The organism is Corynebacterium sp. FDAARGOS 1242, from assembly GCF_016889985.1.
Taxonomy (GTDB): Bacteria; Actinomycetota; Actinomycetes; order Mycobacteriales; family Mycobacteriaceae; genus Corynebacterium; species Corynebacterium minutissimum_B.
In genome coordinates, this window is record NZ_CP069568.1 from 189,638 (window position 1) to 207,448 (window position 17,811).

Below are 17,811 nucleotides of genomic sequence, written 5' to 3' on the forward strand. Positions count from 1 at the left end.
CGAAAGGGACATGCGATAATGACAGCGTGGATAACCAGAACGATCACCCTAACCAGACTGCCTTCGCCGTTGTGACAACGTCCGGTCCCGACAAGCCAGGTGTCTCTGCGGCCTTCTTCCGCGTCCTTGGTTCCTATAACGTTGAGCTTGTCGACGTCGAGCAGGCTATCTTCTCCGGGCGCATCTCCCTGTCGGCCTACGTGCGCGTTGATAGCTCGCGCGTGGAGGCGATGGAAAAGGGACTGCGCAACACCCTCAGCATTTATGCTCAGTCGCTCACCGTGGAGCTGCGCGCGGATGAAGCCACTTCGCGCCCGCGGTCCACGCACGTCGTCGTGGTGCTCGGCCGCCAACTCAATGCCAGCCATGTCTCTGCGATTGCGCAAGAATTGGCCAACTTCAACGCCAACATTGACCGCATTCGCGGGCTGTCGACGTACCCACTTAACGGCCTTGAACTCTACATCACCGTTGAAGGTTCCGCGGACCCCGTTCGCGCCACCCTGGCCCGTCTGGCCACCGAGCAGGGCGTCGACATTGCCATTGAGCGCTCCGGCCTGCAGCGCCGCTCCAAGCGCCTGATCTGCTTCGATTGCGACTCCACGCTGATTCAGGGCGAGGTTATCGAAATGCTCGCATCCCATGCCGGTAAAGAGGCAGAGGTAGCTGCGGTGACCGAGCGCGCCATGCGCGGAGAATTGGATTTCGAAGAATCCCTCCGTGAGCGCGTAGCCGCCTTGGCTGGTCTTCCGGAATCCGTTATCGCGCAGACCGCCGCTGATATTGAGCTCACTCCGGGTGTGCGCACCACCATCCGTACGCTGAAGCGCATGGGCTACCGCGTGGCGGTCGTATCCGGCGGTTTTATCCAAGTCCTTGAGGATCTCGCCGCGGAGCTCGACCTTGACTACGTTCGCGCCAATACCTTGGAAATTGAAGACGGCAAGCTTACTGGTCGGGTCATCGGAGACGTCGTCGACCGCAAGGCTAAGGAAAACTTCCTTCGTGAGTTCGCCGCCGATTCTGGTTTGAGCATGCGCCAGACGGTTGCAGTGGGCGATGGGGCTAATGACATTGACATGATTTCCGCCGCGGGCCTTGGCATTGCCTTTAACGCCAAACCTGCGTTGCGTGAGGTTGCGGACACCTCCGTTAACCACCCGTATATGGATGAAATCCTGCAAATCTTGGGCATTCCCATGGAAGAGGTCGTCGTTGACTAGTCTCCGCGAGGCTCACCGCCGGCTCGTCGAAGCCTGCAGTGAGCGCAGCTGGCGCGATGATCCTGAGGACCCTGACAAGCCAGAGACCGTCCAGGCCATGCAGATTGCGCTGAACCTGCCCAAGCAGGATCCGCCGAGCCGCACGGAGGTGCTGGAGGCGGCGGCGAGGGCCGTCGTCAAGCTCTGCTTGGATGAACGCGCCGGCCAAGAGGGTGCCTTCGCTGAAGCATTGGGGCAGTGGTATGGGCACCGCATCCGTAAGGTTGCACGGCGAGCTCGCAACAAGGCATGGCGCGATGTGCAGGGCTTGCCTGGTGTGACGGTGGCAGATCGCGCCCGAGCCTTCGTGCCCTCTGCGGTCTCCGAGGTCGATCCACTCGTGGCCAAGCTGCAGATCGGTCACACGGATCTGCCGAAGGATGCACCGCGGCCGGCGCTTGGCGACGTCCCCCTTATCCTCATCGATGCCTCCCTCGAGATGAGCGCAGGCAAGGCCGCTGCCCAAGTGGGGCATGGCTCCATGTTGCTTGCCGCGGCGATGAGCTTGGACGAGGTGGAAAAGTGGGCAGCACAGGACTTTGCGCTGTGCGTGCGAGAGGTAGATCCCGAGGACTTTGCTGAGGCCTGCGCCCGGCAGGACGCCGTGGTGGTCCGGGATGCGGGGTTTACCGAGGTAGCACCGGACTCAGCCACGGTGTGTGCGTTGCGTCGTCCTTAGCGTGCTTCGATGAGCCGCTTGAGCGCGCCGCGGACGACGTCCGGGTCGGTGGTGCGCCACATCTGGGGCATGGAATCACACAGGTATGAGCCGTAGCGTTTGGTCACGAGGCGGTTATCAAGCACAGCGACAACACCGCGGTCATCGACGGAGCGCAGAAGCCTTCCCGCTCCCTGCGCCATGAGCAGCGCAGCATGCGTGGCGGAGACTTCCATAAATCCGTTTCGGCCGGCTGCCTTCGCGGCCTCAGTGCGGGCTTGCATGAGCGGGTTATCCGGGCGGGGGAAGGGGATGCGGTCAATGAGCACGAGCGAGCAGGAGGGACCGGGCACGTCGACTCCCTGCCACAAACTCAGGGTGCCAAAGAGACAGGAATTCTCGTTCTTGGTGAATTTATCCACCAGCGCACCGATGGAGTCTTCACCTTGGAGGAAAATATCGAAGGGGACCTGCGGCTTGAGCTCCTCAGCGGCCTGTTGGGCGGCGCGGCGCGAAGAGAATAACCCCAGGGTGCGCCCGCCCGCGGCCATGATGAGCTCGCGGATTTCTTCGATGGTGTCCGGACTGAGTCCATCACGGCCCGGCTGCGGCAAGTGGCTCGCGGTGTACAGGATGCCGCTGCGCGCGGGGTTGAAGGGATAGCCTACGTCGAGGGAATCCCACGTTCCTTTCGGCAGGCCCCACTGCGCAGCCATGGCGTCGAAGCGACCACCCAGGGCCAAGGTCGCGGAGGTAAGCACCACGGTCTGCTCGCCGAAGAGCTTTTCGTGCAGCATGCCGGCGATGGAGAGCGGTGCGACGGCGAGGGTATCGGTCAGCGTGCGTTCATCGCGCTCTAGCCACACCACATCCGCATGCGCGGCTGGATCTCCGGTGGCGAAGACATCGAGGATGCGGGCGATGGCCTCGACGAGGGTGGAGAGGTGGTTAGACAGGTTTTGGCGCTCGGCAAATTTCTCAGGATCGTTAGCCTGCTCGCCTTCCGGGGTGCGGGCAATGGTCTCCCGGCAGGAGGAAAGGGTATCTGCCAGCGCCATGAGCTGCTGCTTGGCTTCCTCCGGAAGGTCGGTCCAGCGGCCGGGGAGGAATTCTCCCAAGAGCTGGGTAAGCTCGGCTGCCTGCTCGCTTAAGCGTTGGTCCTTGCCGTTGGCACCCAGCGCCTTGGCGCGGGTTGCAGCCATCTTGAGGGCGCGGCCGGTAATTTCTGAGGTTGACACCGAGGTGATGCGCCCGTCGAGCTCGTGGGCCTCATCGATGATGACCACGTCGTGTTCCGGCAGGATATTCACGTCTGCAACGGCGTCGATAGCCAGCAGCGCGTGGTTGGTGACCACCACGTCGACGTCCGCAGCGCGGCGCCGCGCCAGCTCTGCGAAGCAGTCCTCGCCGTGCGGACAGCGCGCCGCCCCAACACACTCAGCAGACGTCACCGAGACCTGCCGCCAGGCCAGATCTGGCACGCCCGGTTCAAGATCCTCTCGGTCACCAGTGTCAGTATCCTCAGCCCACTCGTAGACGCGCTGGACGTGGCGGCCCAGGTAGGAAGGGGAGTCGGCGGCATCGAGCAGGGCTTCCTCATCCTCCAACTCGGAGGCGCGGGCAACCTTGTTGAGGCAGACATAGTTGGAACGGCCTTTCATGATGGCGAAGGTCGGCTTCTTCTCCAAGTGGGGCTCGAGGGCCTCGGCTAAACGCGGAAGATCGCGTTCCACCAGCTGACGCTGCAGGGCCAAGGTAGCGGTCGACACGATGACGGTGTTGCCGGTTTCCTGAGCATGCCGGAACGCCGGCACGAGGTAGGCCAAAGATTTACCGGTACCGGTGCCTGCCTGCACCGCGAGGTGGCGTTCCTTCTCCAAAGCGGAAGTGACCGCTTGGGCCATGCGCACTTGGCCCTCGCGCCGGGCCCCGCCAAGCGCGGCGACGGCGGCGTCGAGAAGATCAACCGTTGCTGAGTGCTCGTCCATTTGCCCCAGTGTAGTGCTCGGCTAACGCCGGGCGGAGCCGGTGTGTCTTTAGGAGGTGAAGCCGATGAAACGCGTCGGCACCGCCGGTTCATCGCGAGTGAGCGCCAGGCCTTCCCACGGCAGAGTCGTGATGGCGTTGGCGAGGTAATCGCGGGATTCGTGGAGGGAGGGAAGTCCGTCGACGATTTCCCCATCGCGCATGAGCGGCACGGTCATAGCACGGGCGGTGAGGGTGCCGGTGTCCGGATCCTCAGCGTCGAAAGGCAGCACGAGCTCCTCGACGGCCACACCGGAAGAGCGGTATGTGCGCAGCGCCCGTTTGGCTCCTCCGTGGGATTTCTTGGAGGAGGAGCGTTTGGCCACCGGATGACCATCGACTTCCACGACCTTGTACACCATGCCGGCAGTCGGCGCGCCCGAGCCAGTCACCACGGAGGTGCCCACTCCATAGACATCGACGGGGTCTCCGCGCAGGCCGGCGATGGCGAACTCGTCGAGGTCGGAGGAAACCACGATCTTGGTGTTGTGGTTACCCAGGTCATCGAGCTGCTTACGCACGCGGCGCGTTACCGCAGCCAAATCGCCTGAGTCGATGCGCACGCCGCCGAGTTCCGTGCCAGCAACCTTCACGGCGGTCTCCACACCCTTGGTGATGTCATAGGTATCGACCAGCAGCGTGGTGCCCACGCCAAGGGTTTCGATCTGGCCGCGGAACGCAGCTTCCTCGTTCGGTGTGCCGTCGTCGTTAACGTGCGCCAGAGTCCACGAGTGCGCCGCCGTCCCCGAGACCGGAATATCGTAGCGGTAGCCTGCCTCGAGGTTGGAGGTGGCCTCAAAACCCGCCAGGTAGGCAGCACGCGCGGACGTCACCGCGGCGTATTCGTGAGCACGGCGCGAGCCCATCTCAATAATCGGGCGGCCGTCGGCAGCCACGACCATACGCGAGGCGGCCGAGGCCACCGCAGAGTCGGAATTCATGATGGAGAGAATGACCGTCTCCAAGATGAGGCACTCACCGAAGGTGCCGCGCACGGTCAACAGCGGAGAATAGGGGAAGTAAATCTCACCTTCGCGGTAGCCATCAATCTGGCCAGAGAAGCGGTAGTGAGCGAGGAAATTCTTGGTCTCCTCATCGAGGAAGTCCATCTCCGCCAGCTGGCGCGCGGTAAAGCGGAAATCCCGAACGGCTCGCAGCACGCGTTCGGTGCCGGCGACGACACCATAGCGGCGCTCGTTGGGCAGGCGACGGGCGAAAACCTCGCACGTTACCTGGCGGTGAGCTGAACCATCGCGCAGGGCTGCCTGCAGCATGGTGAGCTCGTATTTATCGGTGAGCAGGGCCGTGGATCGGTCGGAAGGGACATTTCCGGCGTTCACGACGTTGTCTGAGGTATTAGTCACATCGAAGATGCTACTCAGCATGCAGCAAAAATTCAGCCAATCTATTCTTCCAGCTGGATGACTACGTAAACCTGACCATCGTTATAGGCCGCGCCGACGGCGGCGGTGGACATGCGGCGGTCCCGGAGAGCTGCGACGTGAGATGGCGACTGGCGGAAGGCCTCCACGAATTCATAGGCGCTGGCCTGGTCCAGAGGCAGGTGATGCTGCACCATCTGAATATTCTCGTCCGCTGGCTTTTCGGTCTTCGTCACCGCGTTGCACTCGGCCTTTTCGCGGGCCGCGGTCTGGCGGTCAATCAACGGCACGAGTGGGCCTTGGTTGTCTTCCGCGCGCCAGGTATTGAGGGCCTCGATAAGTTCGTTTTGGATAGTCTCCAATGTGCGCTGGATGTGGGGTGCGGGCAGCTCATAGTCGCAGGAGGCCGGCGCGGGTTCGGGGGCTGGCCTGTCATCCGAGCTTCCGCCCCGTGAAGGTGACGTCAGGCTGATCACGGCGGCTACGAGTGTGCCTCCCAGCACGAGGGTAGTGAGGATGCCTTGGAGAAGGCGAGCAATATCCTCGCGGGATGGAGTACGACCAGCAAGAATATCCGCCAGGGCGGTGGGGAGAGCAAAGGAATTCATCGACGGCAGCCACCTGGAAACGATAATCACATATTGAGTACTCGTCAGTATAGCCGCTCACAGTGTCACAGTTTTTGGCTAGTGTAGAGGGCATGAATGCGCACCGAGAAACGTCCGCGGGCGTGGTGATGAGTTCGCCCATGGCCACCCCGGAATTGGATGAGGCCATTGAGGTCGACGTCGCCACGAGCGAAAACCTGCCGTGGATGTGCATCGTTTGGGATGACCCCGTCAACCTCATGAGCTACGTCTCCTATGTCTTCCAGACGGTCCTGGGCTATGACAAGAAGCGAGCCAACGAGCTCATGATGCAGGTTCACACCGAAGGTAAGGCCGCCGTCTCCAGCGGTGAGCGTGACAAGGTCGAGGCCGATGTGAAGAAGCTGCAGGTTGCGGGTCTGTGGGCCACGATGCAGCAGGCAGGCTAAGGAGGGGACAGCATGCAAGCCTGGAAGAAGAAAAAGTCCTTCATGCGCGGTGCTAAGTACACCGCTGTTTTTGAGCCCATGGAGCGCGAGGTGATCGGGGACCTCACCGCGACGGTCTCGGAGGCCATCATTGCCCGTGCCCAATCGGCGCCGAAAGATGAGTTGGCGGACATGGTGGATATGCCTACCGGTCACACGGAAGCGCCGGAGGACCCATCGCTTGCTCGCCTCTTCCCGGATTTCCAGAAGCCCGGCGATGAGGAATTCGATGGCGATAATGCGCTGCTGCGCTCCTTGCACGAAAACGATATTGCCCGCGCCAAGCTGGAGAATCTCCAAGTCATCAACACCGCGCTTGGTCCAACTGGCGGAGTTGAAGTCACCATCAGTGAGGAGGAAGCCCACGCTTTCCTCGCTGGGCTCAATGATCTGCGTTTGTTCGTGGCAGCAGGCGATGTCGAGCACAGCTCCCAGGGGGCGGACCGCGACACCCTTGTGGAGTGGTTAGCCTTCTGCCAGGACGCCCTGCTCAACGTCATCATGGACTAAAGCCATGCGAACTGTTCCTGAGCTTGGCTTTTCTGTCGGCCACACCACGCGTGAGGATACTGGTGTCACCGTTATCTATTGCGGTGAGCGCGGAGCCGTCGCCAGCGTTGATGTACGCGGCGGCGGTCCCGGTACGCGCGAAACTGATCTGCTAGAGCCACACAACACCGTCGAGCGCGTCCACGCGATTGTCCTCGCGGGCGGCTCGGCTTTTGGTTTGGCCGCGGCCGATGGCGTTATGCGAGGACTTGAGGAAGCCGGCATCGGGTTTCCGGTCTTCGGCGAAGATAAACCGGGCCCGCGCGTTCCCATCGTGCCCGGAGCCGTCATCTTTGACCTGCTTGCCGGTCCCCAGCGTCCCTCCGCAGAGGATGGCGCGCAGGCACTGCGTTCCGCATTGGCGGGACACGATGACACCACCGGTAGCGTCGGCGCCGGCGTGGGCGCCTGTGCAGGAAAGATTCGGGGAGGGGAGGGCAGTGCGCTTGTCGACGCCTCCCCCTACACCCTCGCCGCCGTCGTCGTTGCCAACCCCGTGGGCCAAGTGATCGATGGAGAGACCGGCCGGCTCTTTGGCGCACCTGACAAATCAGCCGTAGACGTCAAGCGCTTTGCTGCCGCGACGAGCCTAGCGGAGGCGCATCTCAACACCACCATCGGCGCGGTACTTACGGATGCTCCTCTCACCAAGGCGCAGGCCAAGCGCCTAGCCCTGGCTGGCCACGATGGAATTGCCCGCGCTGTGCGCCCAGCCCACTCGCCGCTGGATGGCGACACGATCTTTGCGGCGGCGACGGGGAGGGTAGGGGAGACGTCGGCAAGCACGGCAGAAACCGCGCCCGGAGTCGACGCCGAAGTTCTCGCCTCCCTCAGTGCCGCGGCGGCCGATGCCGTGGAGGCTGCCATCGTAGATGCCGTGGTTAATGCCGCCCCAGGCTTGGGCTTGGAGGCGTACTCTTCGTTGCTCTCTTGCTAAAGTTGGGGCATTATGACGAGCAGTGGACCGTTTGGCCAGCAGAATTCCTATCAGCCCAACCCCTTCCAGCCCGCTCCGGATAGTGCCGGGGTAGGTCAGAAGCGCACCGTTAATGCGGGCGATTCGAAGAATTACACGCGTACCGGGCGCCTCAAGACGGCCCTGTCGCTCACCGTGGGCTTCTTGGCCATCGAGTGGATTATCCACATCATTAACTTCCTTTTCTTCGGCAATGACCTGGGACAGTATGGAATTCATCCGCTGGACTTCAACGGTATTTGGGGAATCTTTACTGCGCCACTGCTGCACGCCAACTTTGAGCACCTCATCGGAAACTCCCTGCCAGGAGCTATTTTCTGCTTCCTTATCGGTCTGTCTGGCCGCAAGGCGTGGTGGGAAGTCACCATCATCGTCGTGCTCATTGCCGGCGTGGGCACGTGGCTTCTCGGCGGGCCAGGTACCTCCCATATCGGTGCCTCCGGCATGGTCTATGGCTGGTTGGCTTACCTCATCGTGCGCGGTATTTTTAACCGCTCGCTTAGTCAGTTCCTTGTGGGCGTTGGCTTGGGCTTTGCCTACTCCGGTCTCATCTGGGGCGTGCTGCCCATCTATGAAGGAGTGAGCTGGCAGGGTCACCTCTTTGGTGCTATTGGCGGCATTGTGGCGGGCATGGTGATTACCTCCGATGACCCGATTAAGAAGGTAAAACCGCAACCGCAGGCAGGGATGCGCTGATGCCTGACGCCTCTTCTCCCATCGGCATTTTTGATTCCGGTGTGGGCGGGTTGACCGTTGCGCGCACCATCATGGAGCAGCTGCCGGATGAGTCCATCATCTATATCGGCGATACCGCCCACGCGCCGTATGGCCCACGCTCAATCGCCCAAGTACGTGAGTTGTCCACGGCGATTGCAGACGAGCTGGTGGAGCGCGGCTGCAAGATGCTTGTCATCGCCTGCAATACAGCTACGGCGGCCTTTCTTCACGACGCCCGTGAGCGCTACAGCATCCCCGTCGTCGAAGTTATCCGCCCGGCAGTGCGCCGCGCTATCGCCACGACGCGCAACGGCAAGATTGGCGTTATCGGCACCGAAGGTACCATCACCTCTGGTGCTTACCAGGATCTTTTCGCGGTGAACCCGAACGTCGAATCCTTCGCTGTGGCCTGCCCGGATTTCGTGAGCTTTGTGGAGCGCGGTATTACCGCCGGCCGCCAGATCCTCGGTGTGGCGGAAGGATACCTCGCTCCGTTGCAGTCGGCGGGCGTGGATACCCTCGTGCTGGGCTGCACGCATTACCCGCTGCTCACCGGTGTCATTCAGCTTGCTATTGGTGACAATGTCGCACTGGTGTCCTCGGCTGAAGAGACTGCGAAGGATGTCATGCGCATCCTCACCACCACCGACATGCTCGCGCCCGAAGGGCAGACCCCCACTCGCAGTTTTGAGTGCACCGGTGACCACGAGTCATTCTCACGACTGGCGGCCCGCTTTCTCGGGCCCCAGATTTAATGGCGGATGAACAGGTACAATCGATTCAAATCCAGCAATCCTCATTGTTTCGTGGAACTATTGAACGCATGAAGTTGACCATCCTCGGCTGTTCAGGCTCGGTGCCCACTATTGGTAACCCGGCCTCTGGCTACCTCGTGTCTTTCGACTCTGCCCCGTCCATCGTTATGGACCTGGGCCCCGGGACCCTCGCCCGCTTGCAAGAACACCAAGATCCGTGCGATGCCCACGTGGCGTTGACCCACCTGCATGCGGACCACTGCTTGGACTTCCCGTCACTGATGGTGTGGCGCCGTTTCCACCCCACTGCGCCGGCTGCCTCCCGCAACTTCTGCCTTGGGCCGTCATCCACTGAGTCCCATTTGGGCCGTTTGTCCTCGGATGAGCCCAACGGCGTGGATGATATGAGTGATACATTCGCGTTTAGCCCGTGGGTCGACCGCGAACGCCAGTTGGTCGACGATGTCTACATCACCCCTTTCCGCACCGTGCATCCAGTAGAAACCTATGCGCTACGCATGGAACACGCGAAAAGCGGTGCCACGCTGTGCTACTCCGCGGACTCGGCGTACACGCCGGCGCTTATCGACGCTGCATCAGGCGCCGATATCTTCTTGTGCGAGGCCGCTTGGGGCGAAACCTCGGAGGGTAAAGCTCCTAACATGCACATGTCCGGTGCCGAAGCCGGCCGCTTGGCCCGCGAAGCTGGGGTGAAGAAGCTCGTGCTCATTCACCTGCAGCCGTGGGGTGACGCCGCAGCGACGTATGCGGCTGCCACGCGCGAGTTTGATGGCGAGATCGTTCTGGGCGCCTCGGGGATGGAATTCGAGCTCTAAACCCGCGCGGTAGGGTAGGGGCATGACTGATTTCACTCGTGCTGATGGTCGCGCGCTCGACCAGCTCCGTAGCGTCCGCATTACCCGCAACTTCACCACCAACCCGGCTGGATCGGTGCTCGTGGAGTTCGGCAATACCCGCGTCATGTGCACCGCCTCCGTGGAGTTTGGTGTCCCGCGCTTTAAGAAGGATTCCGGCGAAGGCTGGCTCACTGCTGAGTACTCCATGCTTCCGTCTGCGACGCATGAGCGCATGCCGCGCGAGTCCATGAAGGGCAAAGTCAAGGGTCGCACCCACGAGATTTCTCGCCTTGTTGGCCGTTCCTTGCGTGCGGCGGTGGACCTGTCTGAGCTGGGGGAGAACACCATCCAGTTGGACTGCGATGTGCTGCAGGCAGACGGCGGTACTCGTACCGCGTCCATTACCGGTGCGTATGTGGCTTTGGCTGATGCGATTGCCTACCTCAAGGAGGAAGGCGTTGTGCCGGGCGAGCCACTGCTCGACCCCATCGCGGCGGTCTCCGTCGGCATCATCGACGGCCATGTGTGCTTGGACCTGCCTTATGAGGAGGATTCTCGCGCAGAGGTGGATCTCAACGTGGTCATGCAGGAAGGCGGCGACTTCGTCGAGATTCAGGGCACCGGCGAGCACGGACTGTTCGGCCGTCAGGAGCTTAACGACATGCTCGATGTGGCCCAGGCTGGTTGTGCTCAGCTCATTGAGGCACAGAAGGCGGCCCTGGGATGGTAAAGCTTCTCGTTGCTTCCAATAACGCGAAGAAGCTAAAAGAGTTGGAGAAGATCCTGGCCGATGCCGGAATTGAGGGTATCGAGCTTCTCCCATTGTCGGCCGTGGAGCCCTATCCGGAGCCCGTTGAGGATGGCCGCACCTTTGCTGACAACGCTCTGATCAAGGCCCGCGCCGGGGTACAGCACACTGGGCTTGCCACGATTGCCGATGATTCAGGCCTCGCCGTCGAGGAACTCAACGGCATGCCGGGAGTGCTTTCTGCCCGCTGGTCCGGTGGTCACGGCGATGATGAGGCGAATAACCGCCTACTGCTGGGGCAGATGGCGCACGTTCCTGCTGAGCGCCGCGCGGCGGCCTTCGTCTCCGTCTGTGCACTGGTCACTCCTGATGGTGAGGAACACGTGGTGGAGGGCCGCTGGCCCGGTTCGCTGCTCACCGCACCGCAGGGCGAGAATGGTTTTGGTTACGACCCCCTCTTTCAGCCCGAGGGCGAGCAGCGCTCTGCTGCGGAGATGACGCCTGAGGAGAAAAACGCGGTCTCACACCGTGGCCGCGCCCTGGCGCAGTTGCGCGAGCCCCTAGCAACACTCGCCCGCCAGGTCTAAGCAGCCGCCCCACCTTTACCGCTAGCCCCGGCATCCACCAGCTGGGCTAGCGAGGTGGGGGACCAAACTAGAACCAGGCACGGGCACTATCGCCTTCAAGAAAAAACAAGGCCTGCGCTGAAGTAAGAAGCTTCAACGCAGACCTTGATGGTGTGCGCCCGGTGAGACTTGAACTCACACGTCATAAGACACTAGAACCTAAATCTAGCGCGTCTGCCAATTCCGCCACGGGCGCTGAAAGACGTAGCCGCGAAACATACTGTGTTCGGAGCAACGCTGAATAGCTTACAGGGCGGCAGGCCTACGATGGAAATCCACTTTTCGAACCATGGTGGGTAGGCTGATACGCGTGAGCACCAACCAAGCCCCGAGAAAGAAGATGAAGGTCCGATGGTGGCACATCGTCCTCATCGCGTTTTTCGTCGTGCTCTTTTTGTTTCTTGCCTATTGGCAGTGGACCCGCTTCAAGTCCGGTTCAGGAACCTTCCAAAACTTGGGCTATGCCTTCCAGTGGCCGCTGTTTGCTGTCTTCGTGGTCTATGCTTACCGCACCGCACTGCGTTATGAGAACGAGCGCATTGATGCGGAGAATGAAGCTCTCGAGTTGGGGCAGGAGCCAGCCCGGTATGAAGCCAAGGCCAAGGACGTAGCCAAGGAACAACAGGTGACTAAAATCGACGAAGACTTCTTGCCGCCGCGCCCGCAGGTGGACGTCGAGACCTTTAATGCCATGAATAAGCAGCGCCGCCGCCGCGGCACCGAAGAGGAGAACTCATGACCAACCCAGCGAACAATGCCGTGCACCCAGACCGCAAGGAGCGCATTCGCGGACCACTGAAGTTCTTCTCCATCGCGGCCACGGTTACGGGTATCTTCTTGCTTATTCTGGTCGTGCGCATGATTCTGCAGTACGGCGTGGGCATGGAAATGCCGTCCTGGGCCACGCTCATCGCCCAAGCGCATGGTGTGGCCTACATGGTGTACCTCGTGTCGATTCTGATTCTGGGTCCGCGTGCGCTGTGGCCGGTGGGCAAGCTCATCACTACTGCTTTGGCCGGTGTGGTGCCGTTCCTGTCCTTCTGGATGGAGCACAAGCGCCGCGTTGAGGTTACCGAGCAGTTCCAGCTTTAAGCTCATGTCTAACCGCAAGCTCAGCACCACGCTTATTGCCGTCGTAGTGCTTCTTTCTCTCGTCTGCGCCGGTTTGGGTATGTATATCGTGCGTCAGCCGCGCGATGTGTATAGCGCACCAGTGGAGTCCACGAATTCGCAGATAGTCACCGCGGTGGAGCGCCAAGAACAGGTGGTGCTGCTCAGTCTCGGAATTCAGGGACTGGCGGAGAAGTCTTCCGCCGGCGAAGTCTTTGGGGTGCGCGTCCCGTGGACCGATCGCACACAGTTCGTGCAGTACTCCTACAAGGCGAAGCTGGGAATTGAAGGCAAGGATGTTCGCGTCACGGAGACCGGTGAGCACGCCTATACCGTCAGCATCCCGGAATTTATCTTCATCGGTCATACCGACGAGGAGTTCAAGACCGCAGTAGAAGACAACGGCGTGCTGAGTTGGACCACGCAGCCACTCGATGCTGCCTCCACGGTGTCTGATGTCCTCAGCGCTGATAAGAAGCGCAAGGACATCAACGATAACCGCGACCTCTTGCAGGACCAAGCTCGCAATTTCTATGAGGGCATCATCCGCGGCGTCGACCCACAGGCCCAGGTCACCATGGAATTCCAGTGACCCGAGTCTACGTGGAATGACCCGATCGAACGTGGAATGAACCGATCGAACGTGGAATGAACTATGTTCATTCCACCTCGGTGAACTTGCGGTCCCAGTAAGCGCGTACCGGGTTGGCATCGGCCAGCAGGATGTCGAAGCGGTCGTTGGCAATCTCGATGATTTCGCTCAAGATGACGCGCTGCTCCAGCTCGTCGGAGTTGGCGAGGCGGCGCACGCCTCCGTCGATGACGCGGTCGGCAGAATCGTTGGTGTCTAGGTAAGCCACGAAGGGCATGTCGAATCGCTCGCGGTAGGCCCGGGAGACGTCGATAAGCTGCTGTGTTTGGACATCATCCAAGTCATCGAGGGCAAGCGAGCCGCGGTCGGCGGAGATGGTGGCGGCCTCGGTGACGTCGGCAAGCAGCAGCTCATCCATGGCCGGGTAATCGTGGATGAGCGCACGGCGCTGCTCACGCGGGGCGGTCAGCACGGCGACCTGGATGGCCTCACGCAGGCGGCTGACGTCGTCGAAGGGACGGGACTCCCAAGCTGCCTCCAGAGGCCACGTTTCGTTGTTGAAGAGCGGGCGCAGCGCGCTGACAAATTCCTCGCGCTCCATGGCGTTGAGCTCGGTGAGAGACACCCCTTCGCCGTCGATGCGGCTGATATCGTCACCGGATTGCGTACCGACGTGGAAGAACAGCAGGTTGAGCAGGATGGCGGTAATCGCACCGATGGACATACCGGAGGAGACGAAGATCTGTGCCCATTCTGGGAAGGCCGCTGCCACGTCCGGCTTGAAGGTGACGAGCATGGCCAGTCCCAGTGCGGTGGTGACAATGGCGGCGTTGCGGCCGTCGGTGATATCTTCCTTGGCAATGGTCTGCAGGCCGGCCCATGCGACGTTGGCAAAGAGTGCTAGGGAAGCACCACCGAGCACTGGGGACGGAATGGCTGCCACCACGGCAGCTGCCTTGGGCAGCAGGCCCAGAATAATCATGAAGCCGGCGGCGGACACGGCTACCCAGCGGGACTTCACACCAGTAAGACGTACGAGTCCGACATTCTGCGCAAAGCAGGTGTAGGGGAAGGAGTTCATCACGCCGCCAAGGGTGGTTGAGAGACCATCGGCGCGAATGGCGCGCACGACGTCATCGCGCTTGATGCGCTTCTTGACAATCTCACCGGTAGCAAAGACATCGCCGGTAGTTTCCACCATGGTGATGATCATGACGATGATGAGGGAAAGAATCGCCATGATGTCGAACTTCGGCATACCGAAGTAGAAAGGTGTGGTTATACCGATGGCGTCGGCCTCGCGCACGCCGTCAAAGGACGTATCACCTAGTGCCAAGGCCACGCCAGTGCCGATGACGAGGCCGAGGAGTACAGAGAGTGTGCCCAGGAAGCCGCGGAAGAAACGCTGCACGATGATAATGATGGTGAGCGTGCCGAAACCATAGAGAAGGTCGCGCGAGGCGGGGGCGGCGTCGGCGTAGTTCACGAAGTCATTGGCGGACACCGCGAGCAGTGAGGTACCCATGACCAGAAGCACGGTGCCGGTCACGATGGGTGGGAAGTATTTGAGCACGCGTCCAAAGACCGGCGCGGCGAAGAACGTAAAGATACCGGCGGCAATAATCGCGCCATAGATTGTGGGTAGCGGCTGGTCACCTGAACTCATGCCAATGGCAATGATGGGGCTCACCGCTGTGGTGGTCACGCCCTGGATGATGGGGAGACGGACGCCAATGTGCTTGCCGACGCCCACCGCTTGGATCAACGTTGCCAGACCACAGGTCAACAGGTCGGCGTTGATGAGGTGGATTGTGGTGGCCTCATCGAGGCCCAGGGAACCAGCGATGAGTAGCGGAACGATCACTGCGCCGGCGTAGAACGCGAGAACGTGCTGGAGGCCGAGAGCCGCCAGCTTGGGCGCTGGCGGGACAACGTCCACGGGGTGAGTTGGGGCAGTGGCGGGGCTAGCAGTAGCGGCGGTGTCAGACACGCGAAGAGCTCCTTGCTGAAGGGCGAGATGAGGATACTGCGCATAACAATAGAGCGCGGCGCGGACACACACCAAGAAGGAGCTTGAGCTGGCCCGATTAACGGGAAAATGTGTGGTGAATGCCACTTTAGGGGGTAGTCTACCCCCGTGAGTCAACAGTACGGTCGTTACCCATGGATCCGGTGACCAGCGGGGTGCCCACTTTGTGGTGCTTTTAGTGATCTGCCCCATAAAACGCAGGATATGAGTATTTACAGCTTTGCCCCTACTATGGGCTGCAGAGAGGGGTTCGGTGACAACCGTGATGACCGAATTGCCCGTGAACTGGAGTCACCAAAACCCTTCTGTGGCAGATTTTCCACACGTCGTATGAAGTACGAAGGGAGTCATTATAGTGACCACCGCAACTGAGCAATCCGTCCAGTTTGAGGGATGGAAGGGCTTTGAAGAAGGCCCGTGGACCGAGAACATCGACGTCCGCGATTTCATCCAGCGCAACTACACCCCCTATGACGGAGATGCTTCCTTCCTGGAGGGCCCGACCGAAAAGACCAAGCGCGTCTGGGAGCACCTGGAAGAAAACTACCTGTCCATCGAGCGCAAGAAGCGCATCTTCGATGTCGACACCCACACCCCAACTGATATTGACGCTTTCCCGGCTGGCTACATTTGCGAAGAGGACGACGTCATTGTTGGCCTGCAAACGGATACCCCGCTGAAGCGCGCCATGATGCCGAATGGTGGCTGGCGCATGGTCAAGCAGGCTATCAAGGAGGCCGGTAAGGAAACCGACCCCGAGGTGGAGAAGATCTTCACCCGCTACCGCAAGACGCACAATGATGCCGTCTTCGATATCTACACCCCGCGCATCCGCGCTGCTCGTTCTTCCCACATCATTACCGGTCTGCCGGATGCTTATGGCCGTGGCCGCATCATTGGCGACTACCGCCGTGTGGCTCTCTACGGTGTGGACTACCTCATCGCTGAGAAGGAAGCGTCCAAGCATGCAGTGGGCGATGTCGGATTCTCCGAGCACTGGGCTCGCTACCGTGAGGAGCATGCTGAGCAGATCAAGGCTCTGAAGAAGCTCAAGGTCATGGCTGAGTCCTACGGCTTTGACATCTCTAAGCCGGCCAAGACCGCTCACGAAGCCGTGCAGTGGACCTACTTTGGCTACCTGGCTTCCATTAAGTCTCAGGATGGCGCCGCCATGTCCATCGGCCGACTCTCCGCCTTCTTCGATTGCTACTTCGAGCGCGACCTTGCCGCTGGCATCATCACTGAGGAAGACGCTCAGGAGATCATCGACCAGCTGGTGCTCAAGCTGCGCATCGTGCGCTTCCTGCGTACCGAGGATTACGACCAGATCTTCTCTGGTGACCCGTACTGGGCAACCTGGACCGATGCTGGTTTCGGTTCTGACGGCCGCCACATGGTCACCAAGACCTCCTTCCGTTTGCTGCAGACCCTGGTCAACCTTGGCCCGTCGCCGGAGCCGAACATCACCATTTTCTGGGATCCGCAGCTGCCGGCTGGTTACAAGGAATTCTGTGCTCACATCTCGATTGAGACGTCGTCCATCCAGTACGAGTCCGATAAGCAGATTCGTGAGCAGTGGGGCGACGACGCCGCGATTGCCTGCTGCGTGTCCCCGATGGCCGTCGGCAAGCAAATGCAGTTCTTCGGCGCCCGCGTGAACGCCGCTAAGGCCCTGCTCTACGCCATCAACGGTGGCCGCGACGAGGTCAGCGGCAAGCAAGTCGTGGACGGCTACGAGGCTATCCAGGGTGATGGCCCGCTGGACTTCGACGAGGTCTGGCAGAAGTACGAGGAGATGCTGGACTGGGTTGTGGGCACCTACGTTGAGGCCCTCAACATCATCCACTACTGCCACGACAAGTACGCCTACGAGTCCATCGAGATGGCGCTGCACGATTCTGACATCGTGCGCTCCATGGGCTGCGGTATCGCGGGTCTGTCCATCGTGGCTGACTCCCTCTCCGCCATCAAGTACGCCAAGGTCTACCCGGTGCGCGATGAGACTGGTCTCATCGTGGACTACAAGACGGAAGGTGACTTCCCGTTCTACGGCAACGATGATGACCGCGCCGATGACATCGCCGCCACCATCGTCCACACCGTGATGGCGAAGATTAAGGCCATCCCGATGTACCGCAACGCCATCCCGACCCAGTCTGTGCTGACCATTACCTCCAACGTGGTCTACGGCAAGGCCACCGGTTCCTTCCCGTCTGGCCACCAGGCAGGTACTCCGTTCGCCCCGGGCGCAAACCCGGAGAACGGTGCAGACAACCACGGCATGGTTGCTTCCATGCTGTCGGTGGGCAAGCTGGACTACAAGGATGCGCTCGACGGCATCTCGCTGACGAACACCATCACCCCGTCCGGTTTGGGCCGCACGCCTGAGGAACGCATCACCAACCTGGTGGGTGTCCTCGACGCCGGCTTCATCATGGATTCCAAATAAA

The 17,811-nt window shown here is 60.9% G+C and carries 18 protein-coding genes and 1 tRNA gene; 14 read left to right on the forward strand and 5 right to left on the reverse strand.

The genetic code is table 11. The annotated features are described in order from the left end of the window. Nucleotides 1-26: 26 nt before the first annotated feature. Both serB and I6J72_RS00930 read left to right on the forward strand, forming a co-directional pair. Complete coding sequence (gene serB / locus I6J72_RS00925; protein WP_239107406.1) at nt 27-1,223, forward strand: phosphoserine phosphatase SerB; 1,197 nt, start codon at nt 27-29, stop codon at nt 1,221-1,223. After that, nucleotides 1,216-1,941 carry an aminoacyl-tRNA hydrolase gene (locus I6J72_RS00930; protein WP_239107408.1) on the forward strand — a complete coding sequence of 242 codons (726 nt, stop codon included), beginning with the start codon at nt 1,216-1,218 and terminating at the stop codon, nt 1,939-1,941. The genes serB and I6J72_RS00930 overlap by 8 nt, the downstream gene beginning before the upstream one ends. Here the strand turns inward: I6J72_RS00930 and I6J72_RS00935 are convergent. From I6J72_RS00935 to I6J72_RS00945, 3 genes are all read right to left on the reverse strand, one after another. Next, nucleotides 1,938-3,908 carry an ATP-dependent DNA helicase gene (locus tag I6J72_RS00935; protein ID WP_204099590.1) on the reverse strand — a complete coding sequence of 657 codons (1,971 nt, stop codon included), beginning with the start codon at nt 3,906-3,908 and terminating at the stop codon, nt 1,938-1,940. The genes I6J72_RS00930 and I6J72_RS00935 overlap by 4 nt on opposite strands. Nucleotides 3,909-3,956: 48 nt before the next feature. Continuing rightward, nucleotides 3,957-5,219 (reverse strand): nicotinate phosphoribosyltransferase, encoded by a 1,263-nt coding sequence (locus I6J72_RS00940; RefSeq protein ID WP_239107546.1) that lies wholly within the window; start codon nt 5,217-5,219, stop codon nt 3,957-3,959. Between the two features lie 131 nt (nt 5,220-5,350). Further along, entirely contained in the window at nt 5,351-5,935 is a 585-nt protein-coding gene (locus I6J72_RS00945) for a hypothetical protein (RefSeq protein ID WP_204099591.1), read from the reverse strand. 92 nt (nt 5,936-6,027) lie between these two features. Between I6J72_RS00945 and clpS the strand changes: the two genes are divergently transcribed. The 8 genes from clpS to rdgB all read left to right on the forward strand — a co-directional run bounded on the left by clpS (nt 6,028) and on the right by rdgB (nt 11,591). Continuing rightward, nucleotides 6,028-6,363: an ATP-dependent Clp protease adapter ClpS gene (clpS, locus tag I6J72_RS00950; protein ID WP_239107410.1), complete on the forward strand. Its 336-nt coding sequence runs from the start codon at nt 6,028-6,030 to the stop codon at nt 6,361-6,363. 12 nt (nt 6,364-6,375) lie between these two features. Beyond that, nucleotides 6,376-6,912: a DUF2017 domain-containing protein gene (locus I6J72_RS00955; RefSeq protein ID WP_204099592.1), complete on the forward strand. Its 537-nt coding sequence runs from the start codon at nt 6,376-6,378 to the stop codon at nt 6,910-6,912. Between the two features lie 4 nt (nt 6,913-6,916). Continuing rightward, nucleotides 6,917-7,888, forward strand: a complete 972-nt coding sequence (locus I6J72_RS00960; protein WP_204099593.1) for a P1 family peptidase — start codon at nt 6,917-6,919, stop codon at nt 7,886-7,888. Between the two features lie 12 nt (nt 7,889-7,900). After that, nucleotides 7,901-8,623 carry a rhomboid family intramembrane serine protease gene (locus I6J72_RS00965; protein WP_204099594.1) on the forward strand — a complete coding sequence of 241 codons (723 nt, stop codon included), beginning with the start codon at nt 7,901-7,903 and terminating at the stop codon, nt 8,621-8,623. Beyond that, nucleotides 8,623-9,399, forward strand: a complete 777-nt coding sequence (gene murI / locus I6J72_RS00970) for a glutamate racemase (RefSeq protein ID WP_204099595.1) — start codon at nt 8,623-8,625, stop codon at nt 9,397-9,399. The genes I6J72_RS00965 and murI overlap by 1 nt, the downstream gene beginning before the upstream one ends. 68 nt (nt 9,400-9,467) lie before the next feature. Next, nucleotides 9,468-10,235 carry an MBL fold metallo-hydrolase gene (locus tag I6J72_RS00975; RefSeq protein ID WP_204099596.1) on the forward strand — a complete coding sequence of 256 codons (768 nt, stop codon included), beginning with the start codon at nt 9,468-9,470 and terminating at the stop codon, nt 10,233-10,235. 22 nt (nt 10,236-10,257) lie between these two features. Then, a complete protein-coding gene (gene rph, locus I6J72_RS00980) occupies nt 10,258-10,986 on the forward strand; it encodes a ribonuclease PH (RefSeq protein ID WP_039676720.1) in 729 nt (242 codons plus the stop codon). Continuing rightward, nucleotides 10,980-11,591: an RdgB/HAM1 family non-canonical purine NTP pyrophosphatase gene (gene rdgB / locus I6J72_RS00985; RefSeq protein WP_204099597.1), complete on the forward strand. Its 612-nt coding sequence runs from the start codon at nt 10,980-10,982 to the stop codon at nt 11,589-11,591. The genes rph and rdgB overlap by 7 nt, the downstream gene beginning before the upstream one ends. Nucleotides 11,592-11,744: 153 nt before the next feature. Here the strand turns inward: rdgB and I6J72_RS00990 are convergent. Continuing rightward, nucleotides 11,745-11,826, reverse strand: a tRNA-Leu gene (locus I6J72_RS00990). Nucleotides 11,827-11,970: 144 nt separating this feature from the next. On the opposite strand from I6J72_RS00990, the gene I6J72_RS00995 reads away from it, so the two are divergent. From I6J72_RS00995 to I6J72_RS01005, 3 genes are read left to right on the forward strand one after another with little or no spacing between them, the layout of a single operon-like run. Beyond that, entirely contained in the window at nt 11,971-12,369 is a 399-nt protein-coding gene (locus tag I6J72_RS00995; RefSeq protein WP_204100389.1) for a hypothetical protein, read from the forward strand. Further along, complete coding sequence (locus I6J72_RS01000; protein ID WP_039676715.1) at nt 12,366-12,722, forward strand: DUF3817 domain-containing protein; 357 nt, start codon at nt 12,366-12,368, stop codon at nt 12,720-12,722. The genes I6J72_RS00995 and I6J72_RS01000 overlap by 4 nt, the downstream gene beginning before the upstream one ends. Before the next feature lie 4 nt (nt 12,723-12,726). Continuing rightward, nucleotides 12,727-13,332, forward strand: coding sequence for a hypothetical protein (locus I6J72_RS01005; protein ID WP_204099598.1), 606 nt, complete (start codon nt 12,727-12,729; stop codon nt 13,330-13,332). Between the two features lie 67 nt (nt 13,333-13,399). On the opposite strand, the gene I6J72_RS01010 is transcribed toward I6J72_RS01005, so the two are convergent. Continuing rightward, entirely contained in the window at nt 13,400-15,322 is a 1,923-nt protein-coding gene (locus I6J72_RS01010) for a solute carrier family 23 protein (RefSeq protein ID WP_204099599.1), read from the reverse strand. A gap of 394 nt (nt 15,323-15,716) precedes the next feature. Here I6J72_RS01010 and I6J72_RS01015 point away from each other — a divergent pair, with 394 nt between their 5' ends. Next, complete coding sequence (locus I6J72_RS01015; RefSeq protein ID WP_204099600.1) at nt 15,717-17,810, forward strand: pyruvate formate lyase family protein; 2,094 nt, start codon at nt 15,717-15,719, stop codon at nt 17,808-17,810. Nucleotide 17,811: the final 1 nt, after the last annotated feature.

What these genes read in the sequence shown, in the direction of transcription:
- I6J72_RS00935 (WP_204099590.1), bottom strand. Translation starts at nt 3,908, where the DNA reads ATGGACGAGCACTCAGCAACGGTTGATCTTCTCGACGCCGCCGTCGCC.
- I6J72_RS00940 (WP_239107546.1), bottom strand. Translation starts at nt 5,219, where the DNA reads ATGCTGCAGGCAGCCCTGCGCGATGGTTCAGCTCACCGCCAGGTAACG.
- I6J72_RS00945 (WP_204099591.1), bottom strand. Translation starts at nt 5,935, where the DNA reads ATGAATTCCTTTGCTCTCCCCACCGCCCTGGCGGATATTCTTGCTGGT.
- clpS (WP_239107410.1), top strand. Translation starts at nt 6,028, where the DNA reads ATGAATGCGCACCGAGAAACGTCCGCGGGCGTGGTGATGAGTTCGCCC.
- I6J72_RS00955 (WP_204099592.1), top strand. Translation starts at nt 6,376, where the DNA reads ATGCAAGCCTGGAAGAAGAAAAAGTCCTTCATGCGCGGTGCTAAGTAC.
- I6J72_RS00960 (WP_204099593.1), top strand. Translation starts at nt 6,917, where the DNA reads ATGCGAACTGTTCCTGAGCTTGGCTTTTCTGTCGGCCACACCACGCGT.
- I6J72_RS00965 (WP_204099594.1), top strand. Translation starts at nt 7,901, where the DNA reads ATGACGAGCAGTGGACCGTTTGGCCAGCAGAATTCCTATCAGCCCAAC.
- murI (WP_204099595.1), top strand. Translation starts at nt 8,623, where the DNA reads ATGCCTGACGCCTCTTCTCCCATCGGCATTTTTGATTCCGGTGTGGGC.
- I6J72_RS00975 (WP_204099596.1), top strand. Translation starts at nt 9,468, where the DNA reads ATGAAGTTGACCATCCTCGGCTGTTCAGGCTCGGTGCCCACTATTGGT.
- rph (WP_039676720.1), top strand. Translation starts at nt 10,258, where the DNA reads ATGACTGATTTCACTCGTGCTGATGGTCGCGCGCTCGACCAGCTCCGT.
- rdgB (WP_204099597.1), top strand. Translation starts at nt 10,980, where the DNA reads ATGGTAAAGCTTCTCGTTGCTTCCAATAACGCGAAGAAGCTAAAAGAG.
- I6J72_RS00995 (WP_204100389.1), top strand. Translation starts at nt 11,971, where the DNA reads ATGAAGGTCCGATGGTGGCACATCGTCCTCATCGCGTTTTTCGTCGTG.
- I6J72_RS01000 (WP_039676715.1), top strand. Translation starts at nt 12,366, where the DNA reads ATGACCAACCCAGCGAACAATGCCGTGCACCCAGACCGCAAGGAGCGC.
- I6J72_RS01005 (WP_204099598.1), top strand. Translation starts at nt 12,727, where the DNA reads ATGTCTAACCGCAAGCTCAGCACCACGCTTATTGCCGTCGTAGTGCTT.